Annotated in this window: 14 protein-coding genes; 6 read left to right on the top strand and 8 right to left on the bottom strand. The window is 37.5% G+C overall.

From position 1 onward, the window contains the following. Positions 1–43 precede the first annotated feature (43 nt). A complete protein-coding gene (locus tag L0668_RS02750; RefSeq protein ID WP_235310688.1) occupies positions 44–787 on the bottom strand; it encodes a YciK family oxidoreductase in 744 nt (247 codons plus the stop codon). Between the two features lie 205 nt (positions 788–992). Here L0668_RS02750 and L0668_RS02755 point away from each other — a divergent pair, with 205 nt between their 5' ends. Both L0668_RS02755 and sohB read left to right on the top strand, forming a co-directional pair. Continuing rightward, on the top strand, positions 993–3,614 hold the full coding sequence (locus L0668_RS02755; RefSeq protein WP_235310525.1) for a VolA/Pla-1 family phospholipase: 2,622 nt from the start codon (positions 993–995) through the stop codon (positions 3,612–3,614). A 101-nt stretch (positions 3,615–3,715) separates the two neighbouring features. After that, the gene (gene sohB, locus L0668_RS02760) at positions 3,716–4,759 is read left to right on the top strand and encodes a protease SohB (RefSeq protein WP_235310526.1); all 1,044 of its coding nucleotides are present in this window, start codon (positions 3,716–3,718) and stop codon (positions 4,757–4,759) included. Positions 4,760–4,895: 136 nt separating this feature from the next. Here the strand turns inward: sohB and L0668_RS02765 are convergent, their stop codons facing one another. Beyond that, on the bottom strand, positions 4,896–5,534 hold the full coding sequence (locus L0668_RS02765; RefSeq protein WP_235310527.1) for an RpiB/LacA/LacB family sugar-phosphate isomerase: 639 nt from the start codon (positions 5,532–5,534) through the stop codon (positions 4,896–4,898). A gap of 268 nt (positions 5,535–5,802) precedes the next feature. On the opposite strand from L0668_RS02765, the gene L0668_RS02770 reads away from it, so the two are divergent. From L0668_RS02770 to L0668_RS02785, 4 genes are all read left to right on the top strand, one after another. Next, complete coding sequence (locus tag L0668_RS02770) at positions 5,803–6,681, top strand: 23S rRNA (adenine(2030)-N(6))-methyltransferase RlmJ (protein WP_235310528.1); 879 nt, start codon at positions 5,803–5,805, stop codon at positions 6,679–6,681. 56 nt (positions 6,682–6,737) lie between these two features. Continuing rightward, positions 6,738–7,601 carry an acyl-CoA thioesterase domain-containing protein gene (locus tag L0668_RS02775; protein ID WP_235310529.1) on the top strand — a complete coding sequence of 288 codons (864 nt, stop codon included), beginning with the start codon at positions 6,738–6,740 and terminating at the stop codon, positions 7,599–7,601. 1 nt (position 7,602) lies between these two features. Beyond that, positions 7,603–8,124 carry a gamma carbonic anhydrase family protein gene (locus L0668_RS02780; RefSeq protein ID WP_235310530.1) on the top strand — a complete coding sequence of 174 codons (522 nt, stop codon included), beginning with the start codon at positions 7,603–7,605 and terminating at the stop codon, positions 8,122–8,124. Between the two features lie 175 nt (positions 8,125–8,299). Continuing rightward, positions 8,300–10,213, top strand: coding sequence for a winged helix-turn-helix domain-containing protein (locus tag L0668_RS02785; RefSeq protein ID WP_235310531.1), 1,914 nt, complete (start codon positions 8,300–8,302; stop codon positions 10,211–10,213). 112 nt (positions 10,214–10,325) lie between these two features. Here L0668_RS02785 and L0668_RS02790 read toward each other — a convergent pair whose 3' ends face one another. The 6 genes from L0668_RS02790 to ubiG form a co-directional block, all read right to left on the bottom strand. Further along, on the bottom strand, positions 10,326–11,678 hold the full coding sequence (locus tag L0668_RS02790; protein WP_235310532.1) for a sugar MFS transporter: 1,353 nt from the start codon (positions 11,676–11,678) through the stop codon (positions 10,326–10,328). Positions 11,679–11,867: 189 nt separating this feature from the next. Further along, the gene (gene yfaE, locus L0668_RS02795) at positions 11,868–12,125 is read right to left on the bottom strand and encodes a class I ribonucleotide reductase maintenance protein YfaE (protein ID WP_235310533.1); all 258 of its coding nucleotides are present in this window, start codon (positions 12,123–12,125) and stop codon (positions 11,868–11,870) included. A gap of 29 nt (positions 12,126–12,154) precedes the next feature. Then, positions 12,155–13,285 carry a class Ia ribonucleoside-diphosphate reductase subunit beta gene (gene nrdB, locus L0668_RS02800; protein WP_235310534.1) on the bottom strand — a complete coding sequence of 377 codons (1,131 nt, stop codon included), beginning with the start codon at positions 13,283–13,285 and terminating at the stop codon, positions 12,155–12,157. 80 nt (positions 13,286–13,365) lie between these two features. After that, positions 13,366–15,687, bottom strand: coding sequence for a class 1a ribonucleoside-diphosphate reductase subunit alpha (gene nrdA / locus L0668_RS02805; RefSeq protein WP_235310535.1), 2,322 nt, complete (start codon positions 15,685–15,687; stop codon positions 13,366–13,368). Positions 15,688–16,131: 444 nt separating this feature from the next. Then, on the bottom strand, positions 16,132–16,800 hold the full coding sequence (locus tag L0668_RS02810; protein ID WP_235310536.1) for an HAD-IA family hydrolase: 669 nt from the start codon (positions 16,798–16,800) through the stop codon (positions 16,132–16,134). Further along, positions 16,800–17,516: a bifunctional 2-polyprenyl-6-hydroxyphenol methylase/3-demethylubiquinol 3-O-methyltransferase UbiG gene (gene ubiG / locus L0668_RS02815; RefSeq protein WP_235310537.1), complete on the bottom strand. Its 717-nt coding sequence runs from the start codon at positions 17,514–17,516 to the stop codon at positions 16,800–16,802. The genes L0668_RS02810 and ubiG overlap by 1 nt, the downstream gene beginning before the upstream one ends. Between the last annotated feature and the right edge of the window lie 181 nt (positions 17,517–17,697).

A 17,697-nucleotide genomic window follows, 5' to 3' on the forward strand; every position in this document is an offset into this window, starting at 1 on the left:
ACTTAAAGGGCGTTTTTGTATATTTACTTAACTAGAATTACAGTTATTTAACTTGGCAATCTATTGTTTTGCCTGTGTCGGTATTGTTATCACTATCCATTAAATATAAGTAGCAACTCATAATTTTTTCTGGGGTTTTTAATTTACTAGGATCCTCTCCTGGAAACGCTTTGGCCCGCAACGAAGTCCTTGTTGGCCCTGGATTAATACAATTGAATCGAATGTTTGTATTTTCGTATTCGTCAGCCAAAACTTGCATCATACCTTGAGTAGCAAATTTAGACACAGAGTAGGGGCCCCAATAAGCTTTACCTTTGATACCTAAATCTGAGCTGGTAAAAATAACTGAACTCTTGTCTGACTTCTTAAGCGCTGGCAACAAAGCTTGAGTCATTAAAAATTGACTATGAATATTGACTTGAAATACTGCGTTCCAATCTTCCTCAGTGATTTGTCCAAATGGACCAATATGTCCGACAAAACTGGCATTGTGTACTAAGCCATCTAAATGACCAAATTGATCAATGATAGTATTAGCCATATCTTGGTAATGTTTAGCTGTTGCACCTTTCAAATCCAAAGGGACTATCGCAGGTTCTGGACCATCAATTTTAATTATTTCATCATAAACATCTTCAAGCTTTTTGACGGTTTTTCCTAACAAGATCACAGTTGCGCCATATTGTGCATAGGTAATCGCTAGCCGTTTGCCAATGCCATCGCCTGCACCTGTTATTAGGATTGTTTTATTATTTAAGAAATGTTTTTTAGGTAAATATTTAAGCATAGTAACTAGTTGATATTCAGGATTTTTTAATTTTAACACAGGTTAAAAACTGAATAACTTTTAATAAGGTAAATTGTTTTATTTTTTATTTTTACAATGTTTATGAATATATGGTAAATTTTTTGCTTAGATTCCATTGAAAAAGCACGATTGAAAATATAAACGTCAAAAATTTGATACAACAGAATTATTAAGAGAGGGAAGAATGAATAAGGCTTTAGTCAGTATTTGGATATTATGTGGGCTAGGTTTGGTAGCGTGTGGAGGAAGTGATAGTAGTAGAGATGATCCGATTTATGTAGAACCAGAAACACCAGAGACTCCCGCCCCTTATGTTCGAGTCGTTTTTGACCCGGCAAATAGTGATATTAATGTTCCGAATGATCTACTTATGATACCTGATGGTGATTTCTTCGATTTTACTATCAATACTGAAGGAAGTGATGAATTTGATCCAGCTAATCCACAACATGCGCTGAGTGCGTTGGATGGTTGGTCTGTACATTACCCAATGTCTATTCGTTTTAATGTTCCAGATGGAATGGATATTGACCCTACATCCGTCAACGCCGACTCTATAAAATTATTTGAAGCGACCCAAGCGTTAGAAGGTGACAGTGCACAATGCCAAACATTAGCCAGCTTAATTGCAGCGCCTGGAGTACCATGCGAACTGGGTAAAGAGCTTGTATACGGAGAAGACTTCGTAGCCTCGTATACTCCCGGCAGTGGTTCAATTAGTGTTGTGCCACTAAAAGTATTAAATGCTTCTCAAGGGCATTTATTAGTTGTAACGAATTCATTATTAGATACTAGCGGTAGAATGGTTCGAGGTTCATTTATATGGGATATTGTACGTCAAAATATTGAAACTAACCTAGTAGGTATCGCAGATTTAGTGCCGCTTCAAACTATTGTTAATTTTATGGTTACTGTATTAGAGCCTGCTGGTATACCAAGAGAGGAGCTTTCTTACGCGGCATACTTTACAACGCAATCTGTTGGTGATTCACTTAGTACGGTTAAAAAATTAAATATAGCCCCTTATGCAACAGCGTTACAAACAGTATTAGCTAGTGGAGCAGATTTAGGTACCGCACATTCAGTTGCTTCACAGTATCTACCTAGCATCACGACTCATTTACCAAGTGATTCAATTAATGCTTTTGAAGCAATTGCGCCATTATTATTATCAGAAGCTGAAATCACTCAACTTGAACAGGTTGGGTTAAATACATGCCAAGGTTTGTTAGCTAATTTATCAGACCCAAGTTCTCCCTTGTTCGACATTGCGTCTTCTACATTTGCTGTAGCAGGCCCTTTTTGTGCAGCCACTATTGTTTCTGGTGATATAAGTTTACCTTATTATCTAGATCCTATTGCACCTAAATCCGGATGGTGGAAAGCTGCTTGTACCAGTGGTGCCACACTAAACGCTATAGGAGTCGAAGCAATAACAGGTTTACTACAGGCGGGACAAGTGGGGAATAACAATACCTTGTGCCAATTAGCTTCGGATAATCAATTGTTTGACTTAGATCTAACTAGTGCTGGTATGTCTGATCCAAGAAATATAACCAAATTTAACCCAATTCCTATGGCTAGAGGAAGCCAAATTGATAACCCGGACACTTTGTATAATGAACAAGGTACTGAAGCCATTAAGGTTCATTTTACGATCCCTAATGAGGCTGTGATAGGCGTTATTTCTGCTGCAACAAATGGTGCCGTTCCTATGGTCACAAAGCCAGGACCTGGTTGGCCGGTTATTCTATTTCAACATGGCATAACAGGCAGTAAAGAAAATGTACTTGCTTTATCCGCTGCATTTTCATTAGCAGGCTTTGCTACAGTAGCCATAGATCACCCTTTACATGGCGAACGAGGTTTAATGGCACTAGATGGTTCTATGGCTAACGCTACAAGTAACTCAATTGCAGATTATCTCAACTTTGCAAGCTTGTTAACTGGACGAGATAATGCTCGCCAAAGTGCCGCTGATATTATGGGCTTAAGACTAGGTCTAAACTCAATAATTGATAATACAAATTTAGTGTCTTTAGATTTATCTAAAGTTCATTTTATAGGTCATAGCTTGGGCTCTATTACCGGTACTGCTGCTTTAGCTACAGCCAATACTAGTTTAGGTGGTGAATTAGCCTCGTTTGACAGTATGTATAAGTTTAATACAGCGGTATTAAATGTACCTGGCGGAGGCGTTCCGTCTTTTGTCCTAGAATCTCCGGACTTCGGGCCATTAGTTAAAGGCGGTTTATTAGCCGCATCGTCACTGGAATTTGGGGCATTTTTAACCGAATATGCCACTTCAAATGAATTATCTCTTGAAGAGGCAATTCGCCCAGCATTTAATGCCTATCTAGAAGTGTTAACACCAGAACAACTCGCACCTCTAAATGATACGTTTGCTGCATTTGGTTTTGCCGCCCAGACGGTTTTAGATGCAGCTGATCCGATAGGTTATGCAGATACTATGGCAAATAATACCTCTGTCTTAGTTCAATTACTGGTGGGTGGTGGTACAAATGATGATGGTTCTACCGCTGTTTCTGATGAAGCAAATTTAGTTACGACATCGTTACCTTTAGTGGGTGGCCAACCTTTAGCTGATTTACTAAAACTTGAAAAAATTTCCAATACTACAAATAGTGGTGGTGTAGTCAGAATGTTGACAGGTAATCACTTTTCTTTATTTGTGCCAGATGCTAGTGCTTCAGCAACCATGGAATTGCATAGTCAAGCAACTTCATTTTTTGGCTCTAACGGCCAAAGTGTGATTATTGCGAACCCAGATGTGGTCGAGAACTAAACGTTATTTACGTAGGGAAATAAAGTCAGATAAGTATCTGGCTTTTTTTTTGTATTTTTGTCCCCATAAATAAGCAAAGCATTTTATTGGAGTAGTGTAAGTTGGAATTTTTATATGACTATGGATTGTTTATTGCAAAAGCAGTAACAATTGTAATTGCGATATTAGTGGTTGTAGGTGGCGTTATTGCTCTAGCCAGTAAACAAAAGCAAGGCAAGGGAAACCTAGAAATCAGTTCTATATCTGAGAAACTAGAAGATATAACAAACCATGCTCGTCATTTGTTGATGAGTAAAGAAGAATTGAAACAATTTAATAAAGACAAGAAGAAAAAAGAAAAACAAGATGCAAAGGACGCAAAGAGTGCAAAAAAAAATGACACAAAAGAACAAATAGGCAAAGTGTTTGTTGTTGATTTTATTGGTTCAATGGACGCCCATGAAGTTGATAACCTTAGAGAAGAAATCACTACCATTTTAAGCATTGCTAAACCAGAAGATGAAGTTTTGGTTAGATTGGAAAGTGGAGGAGGCGTGGTGCATGGATACGGATTAGCCGCCTCACAATTGCAAAGAATAAAAGACAAAAATATTAAATTGACAATAGCCGTAGACAAAGTGGCTGCCAGCGGCGGATATATGATGACATGTGTCGCTGACAAAGTATTAGCTGCAAATTTTGCAATAATTGGCTCTATCGGTGTTATCGCACAAATGCCTAATTTTAATAAACTGTTGAAAAAATCCAATATTGAATTTGAACAACATACTGCAGGGCAGTTTAAACGTACTTTAACCATGTTTGGTGAAAACAATGATCAAGGACGAGAAAAGTTTCGTGAGGAACTAGAAGAAGTGCATCAAATGTTTAAAGGTTTTGTATCTGAACATCGACCAGAGTTGGATATTGATCGCGTAGCAACTGGCGAATATTGGTACGGCAGTAAAGCTAAAGAGTTAGGATTGGTTGATGTCATACAAACTTCAGATGATTATTTATTAACCCTGAACGAAACTAAAAAGATATATTCAGTCAAATACAGCATCAAAAAGAACTTGGCAGAAAAATTTGGTATTGCTGCCTTCACCAGTTTGCAAACCGCTTTTGTTAAAACTTGGACTAAAAGCCAATCGCTGTTTAAGTAATGGCAATACCCTGTATGTTAAAAATACTTTGAAGGGGATTTTTGTAGTAGAAATGAATTAGAAACTGATAGAAATGTGGCATATAGCTGGTAACTAGCTTTATGCCACATGTAGGTTAATAATCGAATAGGTAAAGTTAGGCTATCAATGACTTTACGTAATCTGTAATCCCTTGGTCTTGGCTATTTTCAAATAAACATGCTTGGAAACGAGATCCTGTGACTGCGGTTTTTACGAGGTCTTGATCTATGCTTTTTAACGAGTCTAAATAGTTGTCTTTCCCTAAGCTGGCTTTTACCTGAGCTAATATACCGGCATTTTTTACCTGTGGCTCTTTCCGCTCAACTGGGTATCCTGCGCCTCGTTCTCCAGTCAGTGCTTTTTCAAACATATATTCTAAGTTTAATTCAGCGCCCCACCCAAAACCTTTAGCAAATGCTAAAGCTAAAGCGTTACCGTTGTTAATTTGGTTAAATAAGAATGCATCTGAAGGATCTAAGCAATATCCGCAATAAACACCCGGGTGTAAATTTAGCGACATCATAGCCCCTTGGCCCGTGCCACAACCGGCTATAACAAAATCTACGGCTTTAGAATTAATCAACAAGCTAGCCATAATGCCTAGATGAATATAAGTAAGGTGGTGATCATTTTCGTCACTCATGCCTACATTAAATACTTCATGATTAAGAGGACTAGCGACTTTCTCTAATTGGGCTAATACTGTGGGGTTTTTACCCGCTTGACTGTTTTCCATCATTAGTGCAATTTTCATTTATGGTAATTCCTATAATTTGATGTATGTAGTATGACAACAATATAACATCTGCCACTTGTGAACTAAATCAGGATTTAAGATTAAATTAGAAGCAATGGAGATAAGGTAAAACATTCACAATAGTAAGGTTAATCCATAGGGTTCTAAACAATTACATTTTTAATAGTTTTCGTTTTACAATATACTGGTTCTACCACTTGAACCTATTTAAAGGTAACGACCTTTTAAGTGATGTTAAGTTTCGGTTTATTATTAGGAGTATCAATTGTTTAGTTATCGTCATAGTTTTCACGCGGGTAATCACGGAGACGTACTTAAACATCTATGCCAAATGGCAATCATTGAAAAACTAAAAGAGAAAGATAAAGGGTTTAGTTATATTGATACCCATAGTGGAGCGGGAGTTTATCAACTAAACTCCAACGATTCCCTTAAAACCAAAGAGTTTCAATCGGGTATCGCTAGCCTAATGAAATACAGTGGCAGTGACCAAATTATTCGAAGGTATTTATCCTTGGTTACAAATTATTATGACTTTAAACAGTATCCAGGGTCGCCAGAAATCGCGCGTACTATGCTTCGTCCACAGGATCAAGGCATTGTTATGGAATGGAATAATGCTGAGATAGAAAACCTCAAAGCGAATATCAATAGTAAACAAATTGCTATTCATCATAGAGATGGATTTGAAGGCTTAATCGCTTTGACACCTCCAGATAAAAAGCGCGGATTAGTGTTAATTGACCCACCTTATGAATCTGCTGAAGAGTACCAACAAGTTATTGATACCGTTGTAGCCGCATATAAAAGATGGCCCACTGCGATTTACGCTATTTGGTATCCATTAATACAAACTCGAAAACAGACTTCAGACACTTTTAACAGCGCAGAGCCTAAGCAAGGAAAAAGTGAGAAAATGTTAGCTAAGCTTCAGCAACAGAAATTTAAAAATTTGCTAAGAGTCGAGTTAAAATTAGCTACAGCCGAGCAAGCTGAAGGTATGTATGGCTCCGGTTTGGCTATAATTAATGCTCCATGGCAACTAGATATCAATATAGCAAGTAGCTTACAGGAACTAATATCTGTGATGACTGAAAACGCGGGCGCTTCTAGTGAAGTTGAGTGGTTAATTAAACCAGACTAATTCACTTAATGCCTAAAAAAATTGGATAGAAATTAAGTACAAATTGAGATAGTTAGATGTCAAAAGAAATTAAGTTAATTGATTTACTTACTTTAGAAACCCTAGAAAAAGGTCTATTTCGAGGACAAAGTTGGGATTTAGGTTTCAGAGCCTTGTTTGGAGGGCAAGTGTTAGGTCAAGCCCTGCATGCAGCCAGGCAAACCTTACCTGAGAATAGGATTGCTCATTCTTTTCATAGTTATTTTTTATTACCAGGTGATGCAAATAAACCTGTGATTTTTGATGTGGAAAGCGTGCGTGATGGTAAAAGTTTTTCAATGCGTAGGGTTAAAGCAATACAAAACGGTAAAAGTATATTTTACATGACGGCTTCTTTTCAAGATCCTGAAGTGGGATTAGAACACCAATTTGCTCAAATGCCTGATGTTCCGCCGCCCGAATCCTTAGAATCTGATATTAAACATTACGAACGAATTATTGATCAAATGCCTATTCGTATGCGAGAAGCTATTGCATATCATAGGCCGGTTGATACGCGTACTGTGCAAGTCATCGATCCATCTAATCCACAAGTACAAGAGCCCAAACGTTATATTTGGATGAAAGCTCAAGAAGCGCTACATGGTGACATTAGCTTAAATCAAGAAATGTTAGCTTATGGTTCCGATTATCATTTTTTGGCTACTGCCCTACAACCTCACGGTATTTCTATCCGTGATCCGCAATTGCGCATTGCCACAATTGACCATTCTATGTGGTTTCATCGTCCATTTGATTTTGACGATTGGCTTTTGTATTGCACTGAGAGTCCATTTTCTGGAAACGGCAGGGGTATGGTAAGAGGCCAGTTTTTTAATCGCCAAGGTCAATTAGTCGCGTCCGCTACGCAGGAAGGTCTAATGCGAAAAGTAAGGGAATAAAATGATTTATTCATTAGGTACCAACAAAGTTGAAATAGCTGAAGATGTTTATTTGGCCCCTGGATCTCATGTGATGGGGAAAGTGAAGCTAGGTGCAAATGTAAGCGTTTGGTTTAATACCGTTATTCGAGGAGACTGTGATCTAATTAGCATAGGGGCAAATACCAATATCCAAGATGGGGCAGTATTACATACTGATTTGGGAGTGCCGTTAATTATTGGACAGGGTGTAACCGTTGGCCATAAAGTAATGCTACATGGATGTGAAATAGATGATTACAGCTTAATCGGAATTAACAGTGTGGTATTAAATGGGGCTAAAATTGGTAAATATTGCGTGATTGGGGCTAACAGTCTAGTGACAGAAAATATGCGTATCCCCGATGGCAGTTTAGTCATGGGATCGCCTGCAAAAATAGTCAAACTCTTAAGCGAAGAACAACAAAAACTTTTAGAAAAATCAGCTGAACATTATGTAAATAATGCTAAGTTTTTTAAAGATAATCTAAAAGTTCAAGCATAATTGATCTTATCTGGTGCATTCTAGCTTAATATTGTAACACCTAGGTTCACTAAATACCGAATTTGGCCGGTAACTATAACATCGGAATATATTTAAAATATTGATTACTTAACTATATGAAACTTGTATATTTAATGTTGTGAATCTTATTTTAACTAAATAATGGACCTTTCAAGTGATATACAGATTTAATAATACGGAAGTTAATTTAAGTCAATTTGAAATTCGTGTCTGCGATAATTTGGTTGCGGTTGAACCAAAAGTGTTCGATTTAATCATTTATTTAATTCAGCACAGAGACAGGGTTATTTCTCGAGATGAGTTATTTGAACAGGTATGGCAGGGAAGGGAGGTGTCAGATACTTCATTGAGTAACCATGTTAAATCTGCGCGCAAAGCCCTGGGAGACAACGGTGAGTTACAATGTGTTATTAAAACTATACGCTCTCGTGGTTATCAGTTTATTGCCGAATTAGTTGAAGACAATCAAAGCCAGCAGTTTTTACAATCCCAATCACTTTCTCAATCTCAACTTCAATCACAAACACACCTAAATCAAACAAGTAGTGACGAGGAAACTGCTTTCAATGAGGAATATAGCCAATCAAAATCAATGGCTCTGACACTTAAACTTGTTATTTTTATTGGTTTAGTATTGTGTTTACTGTCGGTTTGGTTGTTACAAAAAGAGCCTGCTCCTGTTGTTAAAAAAGCAGCGCCGACTGTATTAGTGGTTCCATTTTCTGTATCCAGCAATCAAAACTCGACTTGGGAGCCTTTTTCCGATCAGGTAACAAGAGAACTGATTCAAGCTTTACGCAAAGTTTCTGGGGTTAATGCTATCGCTCCTCCTTCTGCTTTTACCTTTAAAGATAATAAAATTCGTTCATATATTCAGCATCAATTACCAAATGTAGATTATGTGTTAGACGGTGTGGTTAGTGAGGGCGAAGAAGGTAAGCTTAGGATCACAGTGGAGTTAGAAGACTTATATTCTAATACTGTATTGTGGGATGGTGATTATGATGTACAAGTCAATCATGCTAATCGTTTTAATTTGCAAAGTCAGGTGGCTAAATCTGTAACTGACTCGCTACAAGTGATTATTTTAGAAGAAGAAAAGCAACAATTAACCCAAGTGCCGACTAAAAATTTAGCGGCTTATGATTCCTATGTATTAGGGCAACATCAACTTTCTTTGCTGAACCACCAATCGGTATTGAAGGCGATTGATTATTTTTCAAACGCCATAGATCTAGATCCTAAATTTGAAGCTGCATATATCGCTAAATCGAATGCTTACCGTATCCTTATGACATATTTTGATCAACCCAAAAAGATTTTACCTAAAGTTGTGGCATCTGCTACCGATCTACTCAGAATAAACCCGCAATCTGCACAAGTGATGTCGCTGTTAGGACTGGCTTATGTGCATGCACTTCAGTGGCAAGAAGCCTGGGATATGTTGTCTAAAGCTAAAAAACAAGATCCAAATTTAGTCCTAACTGAGCTTGGTTTTGCTTTGTATTATTCTGCAATGGGAGATGCTACTGGGGTTAAACATTCTTTAGCAAAAGCCAATGAATTGGATCCATTAAACGAGGAAATAGCTGATTGGGGCTTGTGGGCATTAATGATGATAAATGAACTTGATGCAGCAATAGCTTGGGGAAATGCCAAAGTTAAACTTCATCCTGCTAACCCATACCCAATAATGGGCCTATCTGTCGCCAATTATTTGCAAGGAAATCTTGCTGAAAGCAAACGTTTGGGGTTAAAAGGCGTAGAGTTAAGTGGCAGAGCACCACTGCCTTTAATTTTTCTTGCACAAAACTACGCGGCTGCAGGCAACCAAAGTAAGGCAATAGAGTTAATCCAAGAAGCTAAAGGTCAAAATGAGTACATGTGTCCGTATGAAACAGCGGCTGTTTACGCTATTTTAAAACAACCTGAAGCTATGTATCAGTTATTGGATACAGCAGTAGACTATCAATCTAACTGTTTAATTTTTGCTAAATATGATCCTAGATTTAATGATTTTAAAAAGGATGATAAATACCTTAATTTACTTTCATCATTAGGTTTGTAATGCAAATAACGAAAGCCTAAGAATAATGATCCAAAAGTCCCTAGTTTGCTATCTAAATCCAATTCGTGATGACTTATCACCACGAATTGGTATTGATATTGTTTTGTGGAGCTTATGAAGCTGATACCGCACTGTCTTTGGCTTTAGTTGAGCCAAAGTAGGCAATATAGCCATAACACAATATTAAACAAAGAAAGGCCAAACCAAGGCCGCTACTTGTTGATACCCCTGTTCCATCGGAGCTAAACGCATCTGCAATAGTCCCTACTATTTTCGGAATAAATGCGCCTCCCACTATGGCCATGACGAGTAATCCCGAAGCTTGGGCTTTTAAATTATCTAAGCCATCAATAGCCAAACTAAAGATGGTAGGGAACATTATTGAGTTAAACAAACCAACCGCCAGAATAGCAAACATAGCCGTTATGCCACTTGAAACCACTGAAATTACAATCATGCTGCTTGCTGACAAACCAAATATCATTAATAGTTTTCCACTGCTCATAAAGCGCATTAAGAATGCGCCTACAAATCGTCCTACCATAGCGCCTCCCCAATAAAGAACGACAAAAGAACCCAACACAGCATTGCCGTCTACATCTGTTATATCTTTACCTACCAGTAAAAAAGACGAGAGGTTGGTTAAAAAAGCGTTATTTTTAATAGTGTCGATAACCTGTAACTCTTGGAAATAGTTAACCAAGAAACTTCCAATGGATACCTCCGCACCTACATACATAAAAATACCCAACACGCCGAGTATAAATTTATTATGTTTAAGTAATTGAGAGTAACCATCTTTAGGAGCTTTTTTGATTAGTGATGGCAAAGATTTAAAACCAAATACAGCAGCCAGAGCAAACAGCACCAGAGCGATAATCAAAAACGGCTGCTGCACAGATAACGCCTCAGTAGCATAATAATCGACTCGAGCGGTCTCACTTAATTTTTCAATGCTTTTGGCATCTAAAACCGTATCACTAAGTAAAAATAATGCACCGGCAATAGGCGCAAGCAAGGTACCAAAACTGTTAAAGGCTTGAGATAGATTTAACCTACTCGATGCAGTCTCTTCATCTCCTAAAAGTGTTACATAGGGGTTTGCTGCTACCTGTAATAAGGTGATACCAGCGGCTAATGTAAAGAATGCTGTTATGAAAATCCAAAACTCTCTGATACTTGCGGCAGGGTAGAACAACAAGCAGGATAAGCCCATAATACATAAACCCACCACAATTCCCTTTTGATAACCAATTTTTTCTAATAAAAAACTAGAAGGAATAGCAAAACAAAAGAAGGCGCCGAAAAAGGCAAATTGCACCATGATTGACTGGCCATAAGTCAATTCAAATACATCTTTTAATCGAGGGACTAAGGCATCAACCAGAACGGTAATAAAGCCCCACATAAAAAACAGTATGGTTAAAAATGCAAAGGCAGATCTATAGTTATTTTTTGAGCCCATTTAATGGTTTCCTATTTTTATAATTATTCACAGTAAAGTGCGGATAGATGTTAGTTTTTATGGTGTTGTTAACGATAAGTTATCAGCATATAAAAAAACAACAACAGATGTTTTTATTAGAGCTATTGCGGTACATAAATGAGTTGAACGGTTAAGTTCGAGATAATAGGAAAATGGGGTGAATCGAACTCAATCGAACTCAATTTCAATATTAGTAATTGGAATAGTGCAACAGGTTAGTATTTCATCATCGTTGATAAAAGCCAAGGGATCTACCTTGTACTCCACTTGGCCTGACTTGAGTTTGCAACGACACGCTCCACAAAAACCGTCTCGGCAATGGGATTGTACTTCTACTTCTTTACGTTCAATGCTCTGTAAAATAGTATCGCCATCAAAAAATGGCACGTTGTATGTGCCATTTTTTGTGTGTGTTTTAATATTCATTGAATAATTGTGACAAGGTAGTCAAATATTTATAAATCAAAATCACCAAATTCATCTGCATTTACTTCAGAGTCGATTTGTCCTACTAAGTATGAGCTGATTTCTGATTCTTGTGGAGCAACTTGTACATTGTCTGAATTTAGATAATTGTTCATCCATGGCAATGGGTTACTCTTTACATCAAAAGGCTGACCTAAACCAATTGCCGACATTCTATGGTTGGCGATGAACTCAACATATTGGCATAAGATTTCTTTATTTAAGCCAATCATAGAGCCTTGCTGGAATAAAAATGCAGCCCATTCTTTTTCCTGCTCTACTGCATTTAAGAAGATATTGGTGGCTTCTTCTTTACATTCTTCAGCAATTTCGGCCATTTCTGGATCATCTTTGCCTTTAGCCCAAAGATTGAGAATATGCTGGGTAGAGGTCAAATGTAGGTTTTCGTCACGAGCAATTAAACGAATGATTTTAGAATTACCTTCCATTAACTCTCGTTCGGCAAAAGCAAAGGTACAAGCAAATGATACATAGAAACGAATCGCTTCTAAGGCATTAACCGAGTTCATACACAAATACAGTTTTTTCTTCAGTTCACGCATATTTATTAGGTGAGTTTCACCGTTTACCGTATGTGTACCTTCACCTAAGGTTTGCCATAATTGGGTGGCAAAAATTAAATCGTCATAATACTTAGATATATCAGCTGCACGCTTTTTGATTTCTTCATTTTCAACTATATCTTCAAAAATACTACTCGGATCCCCAAACAAATTACGTAAAATATGGGTGTACGAGCGAGAGTGAATGGTTTCATAGAATGACCATGTTTCGACCCATGTTTCTAGCTCTGGAATAGAAATAATGGGTAATAGCGCAATGTTTGGGCTTCTACCTTGGATTGAATCAAGTAAGGTTTGATACTTTAAGTTTGAAATAAAAATATGTTTTTCCGAGTCACTTAACTTTTGAAAGTCAACTCTGTCTTTGCTCACATCCACTTCTTCCGGGCGCCAAAAAAACGAAATTTGTTTTTCAATCAACTTTTCAAAAATTTGATGTTTTTGTTGATCGTAACGGGCAACGTTAACTGGGTTGCCAAAAAACATAGGTTCAGTTAACGGGTTATTACTTACTTGATTAAAGGTGGTGTATTTCATTCAGTCTATTTGCCATTTTATTTTTATTATTTATTAATAAAAGCCACTAACTATTTAGTGGCCAGATTGATTAGCTTTACTTAAATTTTACAAGCTCCGCCAGCGCAGTCATCGTCTTCTTCAACCACCACTTCTTTAGGTGTGAACTTTTGTTTGGTTTGGGTTAACTCTTGTTGTGAAGAATCTGCCGCCCCGTCACGAGTATTGTGATAGTACAAGGTTTTTACCCCAAGTTTATAACTCGTCAACAAATCTTTAAGCAGAAGTTTCATAGGCACTTTGCCACCTTCAAATTTGTTCGGATCGTAACTGGTATTAGCTGAAATGGTTTGGTCAACAAATTTTTGCATGATGCCAGCAAGCTGCAAATAACCGTCATTGGAAGGTAAATCCCATAATAACTCGTATTTGTCTTTCAGCCTTTCATATTCAGGAACCACTTGTTTAAGTACACCATCTTTACTGGATTTTATACTGATATGGCCTCGTGGCGGCTCAATTCCGTTTGTCGCATTAGATATTTGCGAAGAGGTTTCTGAAGGCATTAATGCAGACAAGGTGCTGTTACGCAAACCGTATTGTTTGATATCGGCTCGCAAACTATCCCAGTCGCAATGCAATGGCTCGTCACATACTTTATCTAGATCTTTCTTGTAAGTATCAATTGGCATTAAACCTTGGAAATAAGTCGTTTCGTCAAACTTAGGACATGCCCCTTTTTCTTTGGCTAGATTACAAGATGCTTTCATCAAATTGTATTGCATGGCTTCAAAGGTTTTATGGACTAATCCATTGGCACTACCGTCAGAATACTTCACACCATTCTTTGCTAAGTAATAAGCGAAATTGATCACACCTATACCTAAAGTACGACGTCCCATAGTGGCATTGTATGCAGCTGGAACAGGATAGTCTTGGTAATCCAATAAACTATCTAGTGCGCGCACAGTTAGGTCAGATAACTCAGCAAATTCATCAACACTCTCTATGGCGCCTAAGTTAAAGGCTGATAGCGTACAAAGGGCAATTTCGCCTTCTTCGTCATTTACATGGTTAAGTGGCTTAGTGGGTAAAGCAATCTCTAGGCACAAGTTACTTTGACGAACCGGAGCCAACTTAGGGTTAAACGGACTGTGGGTGTTGCAATGATCAACGTTTTGTAAATAGATACGACCAGTACTGGCACGCTCTTGCATAAACAAACTAAATAATTCGATTGCTTTTATTTGTTTTTTGCGAATGCTGGTATCTTTTTCGTACAATTCATATAGACGTTCAAACTCATCTTGATCGGCAAAAAATGCATCATATAAGCCAGGCGTGTCAGAAGGGCTGAACAAAGTGATATGTTGATCTTTGATTAAACGGGTATACATCAATTTATTAAATTGCACCCCATAATCTAAATGACGTACACGATTTTCTTCAACGCCTCGGTTATTTTTTAAGACTAAAAGTGATTCAACCTCTAAATGCCATAATGGATAGAACAAGGTGGCAGCACCGCCGCGTACACCACCTTGCGAGCAGCTTTTAACTGCTGTTTGAAAGTGTTTATAAAATGGAATACAACCAGTATGGAAGGCTTCGCCTCCACGAATAGGGCTGCCTTGCGCTCTTATTCGCCCTGCATTCACCCCAATTCCAGCCCGCTGACTAACATATTTAACTATGGCACTAGAGGTGGCGTTTATAGAATCTAAACTGTCGCCTGACTCGATTAATACACAAGAACTGAATTGACGAGTAGGGGTTCTTACGCCCGCCATAATCGGGGTGGGTAATGATATCTTGAATTTAGAGCTGGCATCATAAAAGCGCTTGATGTAATCCATACGTGTGTCTTTTTCGTAATTTGCGAATAAACACGCCGCCACTAAAATATATAAAAATTGGGCACTTTCATAAATTTCGCCAGTGACACGGTTTTGAACTAGGTATTTACCTTCTAGTTGTTTTACCGCTGCATAACTAAAGTTCATATCGCGCCAATGATCGATATAATCGTTCATTTCATTAAATTCAGCTTGAGTGTAATCGTCTAACAAATGCTGGTCGTATTTACCAGTCTCAACCAATTGTTTTACATGATCATATAATGCCGGCGGTTCAAAACGCCCGTAGGCTTTTTTGCGTAAATGGAAAATCGCCAAACGAGCAGCTAAATATTGATAATCTGGGCAGTCTGTTGAAATAAGTTCTGCAGCTGAACGAATTAAGGTTTCATGAATATCGGCTGTTTTTATACCGTCGTAAAATTGAATATGTGCTTTGATTTCAACCTGCGAGACTGAGACCTTGTCTAATCCTTTAGCTGCCCACTCAATCACTTTATGGATCTTGTCTAGATCAATGACTTCGCGTTCGCCAGTACGTTTGGTGACGTATAAATTGTTGTTCATTTTTTTATGCCGTTACTTTTATTATTTAGCTGTATAGATAGCTTTATTAAGCGAGAGATTTAAAGAAAGCTTAACTACTCTTCTTTTATCATTATTAGGTCTACTTTTAACAATATTTCCCCTAAAAGAAAGCATTCTGAAAAACAGATACTGTTTGAGTAAACTCAACACAAGATAGTGAGGTTTTAATCACATTGCAACCCAATATGTGGTGGTTATTTGTGCGATCAAATCTTCCTCTAAATTAGGTTAGTGGTGACTAACGTAAAAGCTCTCTTTTAAGGTCGTATTTGTGGAATGCAAGTGAAAATCTTGGTTAATTTTTTTATTAAATTATTTTGATTTAAATATGTGGGTATTCATTGTTTATGGATATATGGTGGGTTAATTGAAAATAACATACTAGATGTCGTGTTTTACTCTTAGTTCAAAAAACAAGCTAGATTACAAGTAAGCTAAAATATCCGTGGGATTTTCTATTTTGATATTAGCCTGCCAACTGTCTACATTTATACTCTTATCTATGTAGCCATATAAAGCAGCGACACTGGTCATATTAGCTGCATTCGCCGCTTGAATATCTCGCTCGGCGTCACCTAGATACCAAGTATTTGGATTAGCTAATTTGAGTCGTTTTTCAGCTTCTAATAAAGGCAAAGGATGAGGTTTACGTTCGGCTAAAGAATCGCCAGAAATCACTACTTGGCAATCTCTTAATTGTGGAAAGAAACTTACCAGTTCAAGGGTTAAAAATTCTGGTTTATTGGTCACGATTCCCCAAGGAATATTAAGTGTATCTAGTTCTTTTAGTAAGGTTTCAATACCCTCGAAATAACATGTATCGACACAAATGTTTTTTTGATAATAATCTAATAATTCTTGTCTAAGTATAGAAAAATTATAGTCTTTTAATTTTTCAGCGAATCCAAGTTCTAATAAGCCTTTAGCGCCATCAGATGCTATATTTCTGTATTGATCGTATTTAACCATTGCTAGATCACATTGGGTTAATACATGATTTAACGCATTGCCTAAGTCTCTTGCGGTATCAAGTAAAGTGCCATCCAAATCAAATAAAACTGCATTAGGCCCTTGGGTTAATGTTTTAAGCATTATTTATCCCCATTTGTACAATGGATAATGTAATTTACATCTACATTTTGTTGAGATAAGTAATATTCTTGAGTCATTGGATTTAGATGCAGGCCAATCATTCTTTTTATATGTAAAGGGGTATTATCTATCCAAGCCATTAACTCCGATGGTTTGATAAACTTGTCATGTTGATGAGTACCTTTAGGTACTAAGCCTAATATGTATTCAGCACCGACTATTGCCATTAAATAGGATTTTATGTTTCTGTTTAAGGTAGAAAAAAACACATGTCCACCGGGTTTGACTAATTTATGACATGCGGTAACTATTGAGCTTGGATCAGGTACATGTTCTAACATTTCCATACAGGTAACCACATCAAAGGAGGCTGAATGTTTATCAGCGAACTCTTCGGCTGTGGTTTGTTGGTACTCAACTTTTAAACCAGATTCTAGGCCATGTAACTTAGCTATTTCTAATGGCGCTACTCCCATGTCAATGCCCGTAACTGTGGCACCGTGTTTCGCCATACTTTCGGCCAATATGCCGCCACCACAACCTACGTCCAGCACTTTTTTCCCATCTAAACCTTGGCTATGTTGAACAATGTAATCGGTTCGTAGAGGATTAATTTGATGCAGTGGTTTAAATTCACCATTTAAATCCCACCACCTAGAAGCTAACTCAGAAAATTTTTGGATTTCAGCGTGATCAACATTTTGTGAATGGGTCATATGAATTGTCGGTCTTTATTATTTTTATAATGGCACAATTATAGCCAGCAACTTCTGTCACTATCCAGCCAAATTTTGATTTGTTTACTAAAACTTAATCCCTGGAAACAGCATATATGCTCAACTGCTGTTTTATTGACCACTATATGAGCGATATACGCTATTTATTTATTTTTGTAGG

It is taken from the genome of Paraglaciecola algarum (assembly GCF_021532655.1).
In the GTDB taxonomy this organism is placed as follows: domain Bacteria; phylum Pseudomonadota; class Gammaproteobacteria; order Enterobacterales; family Alteromonadaceae; genus Paraglaciecola; species Paraglaciecola algarum.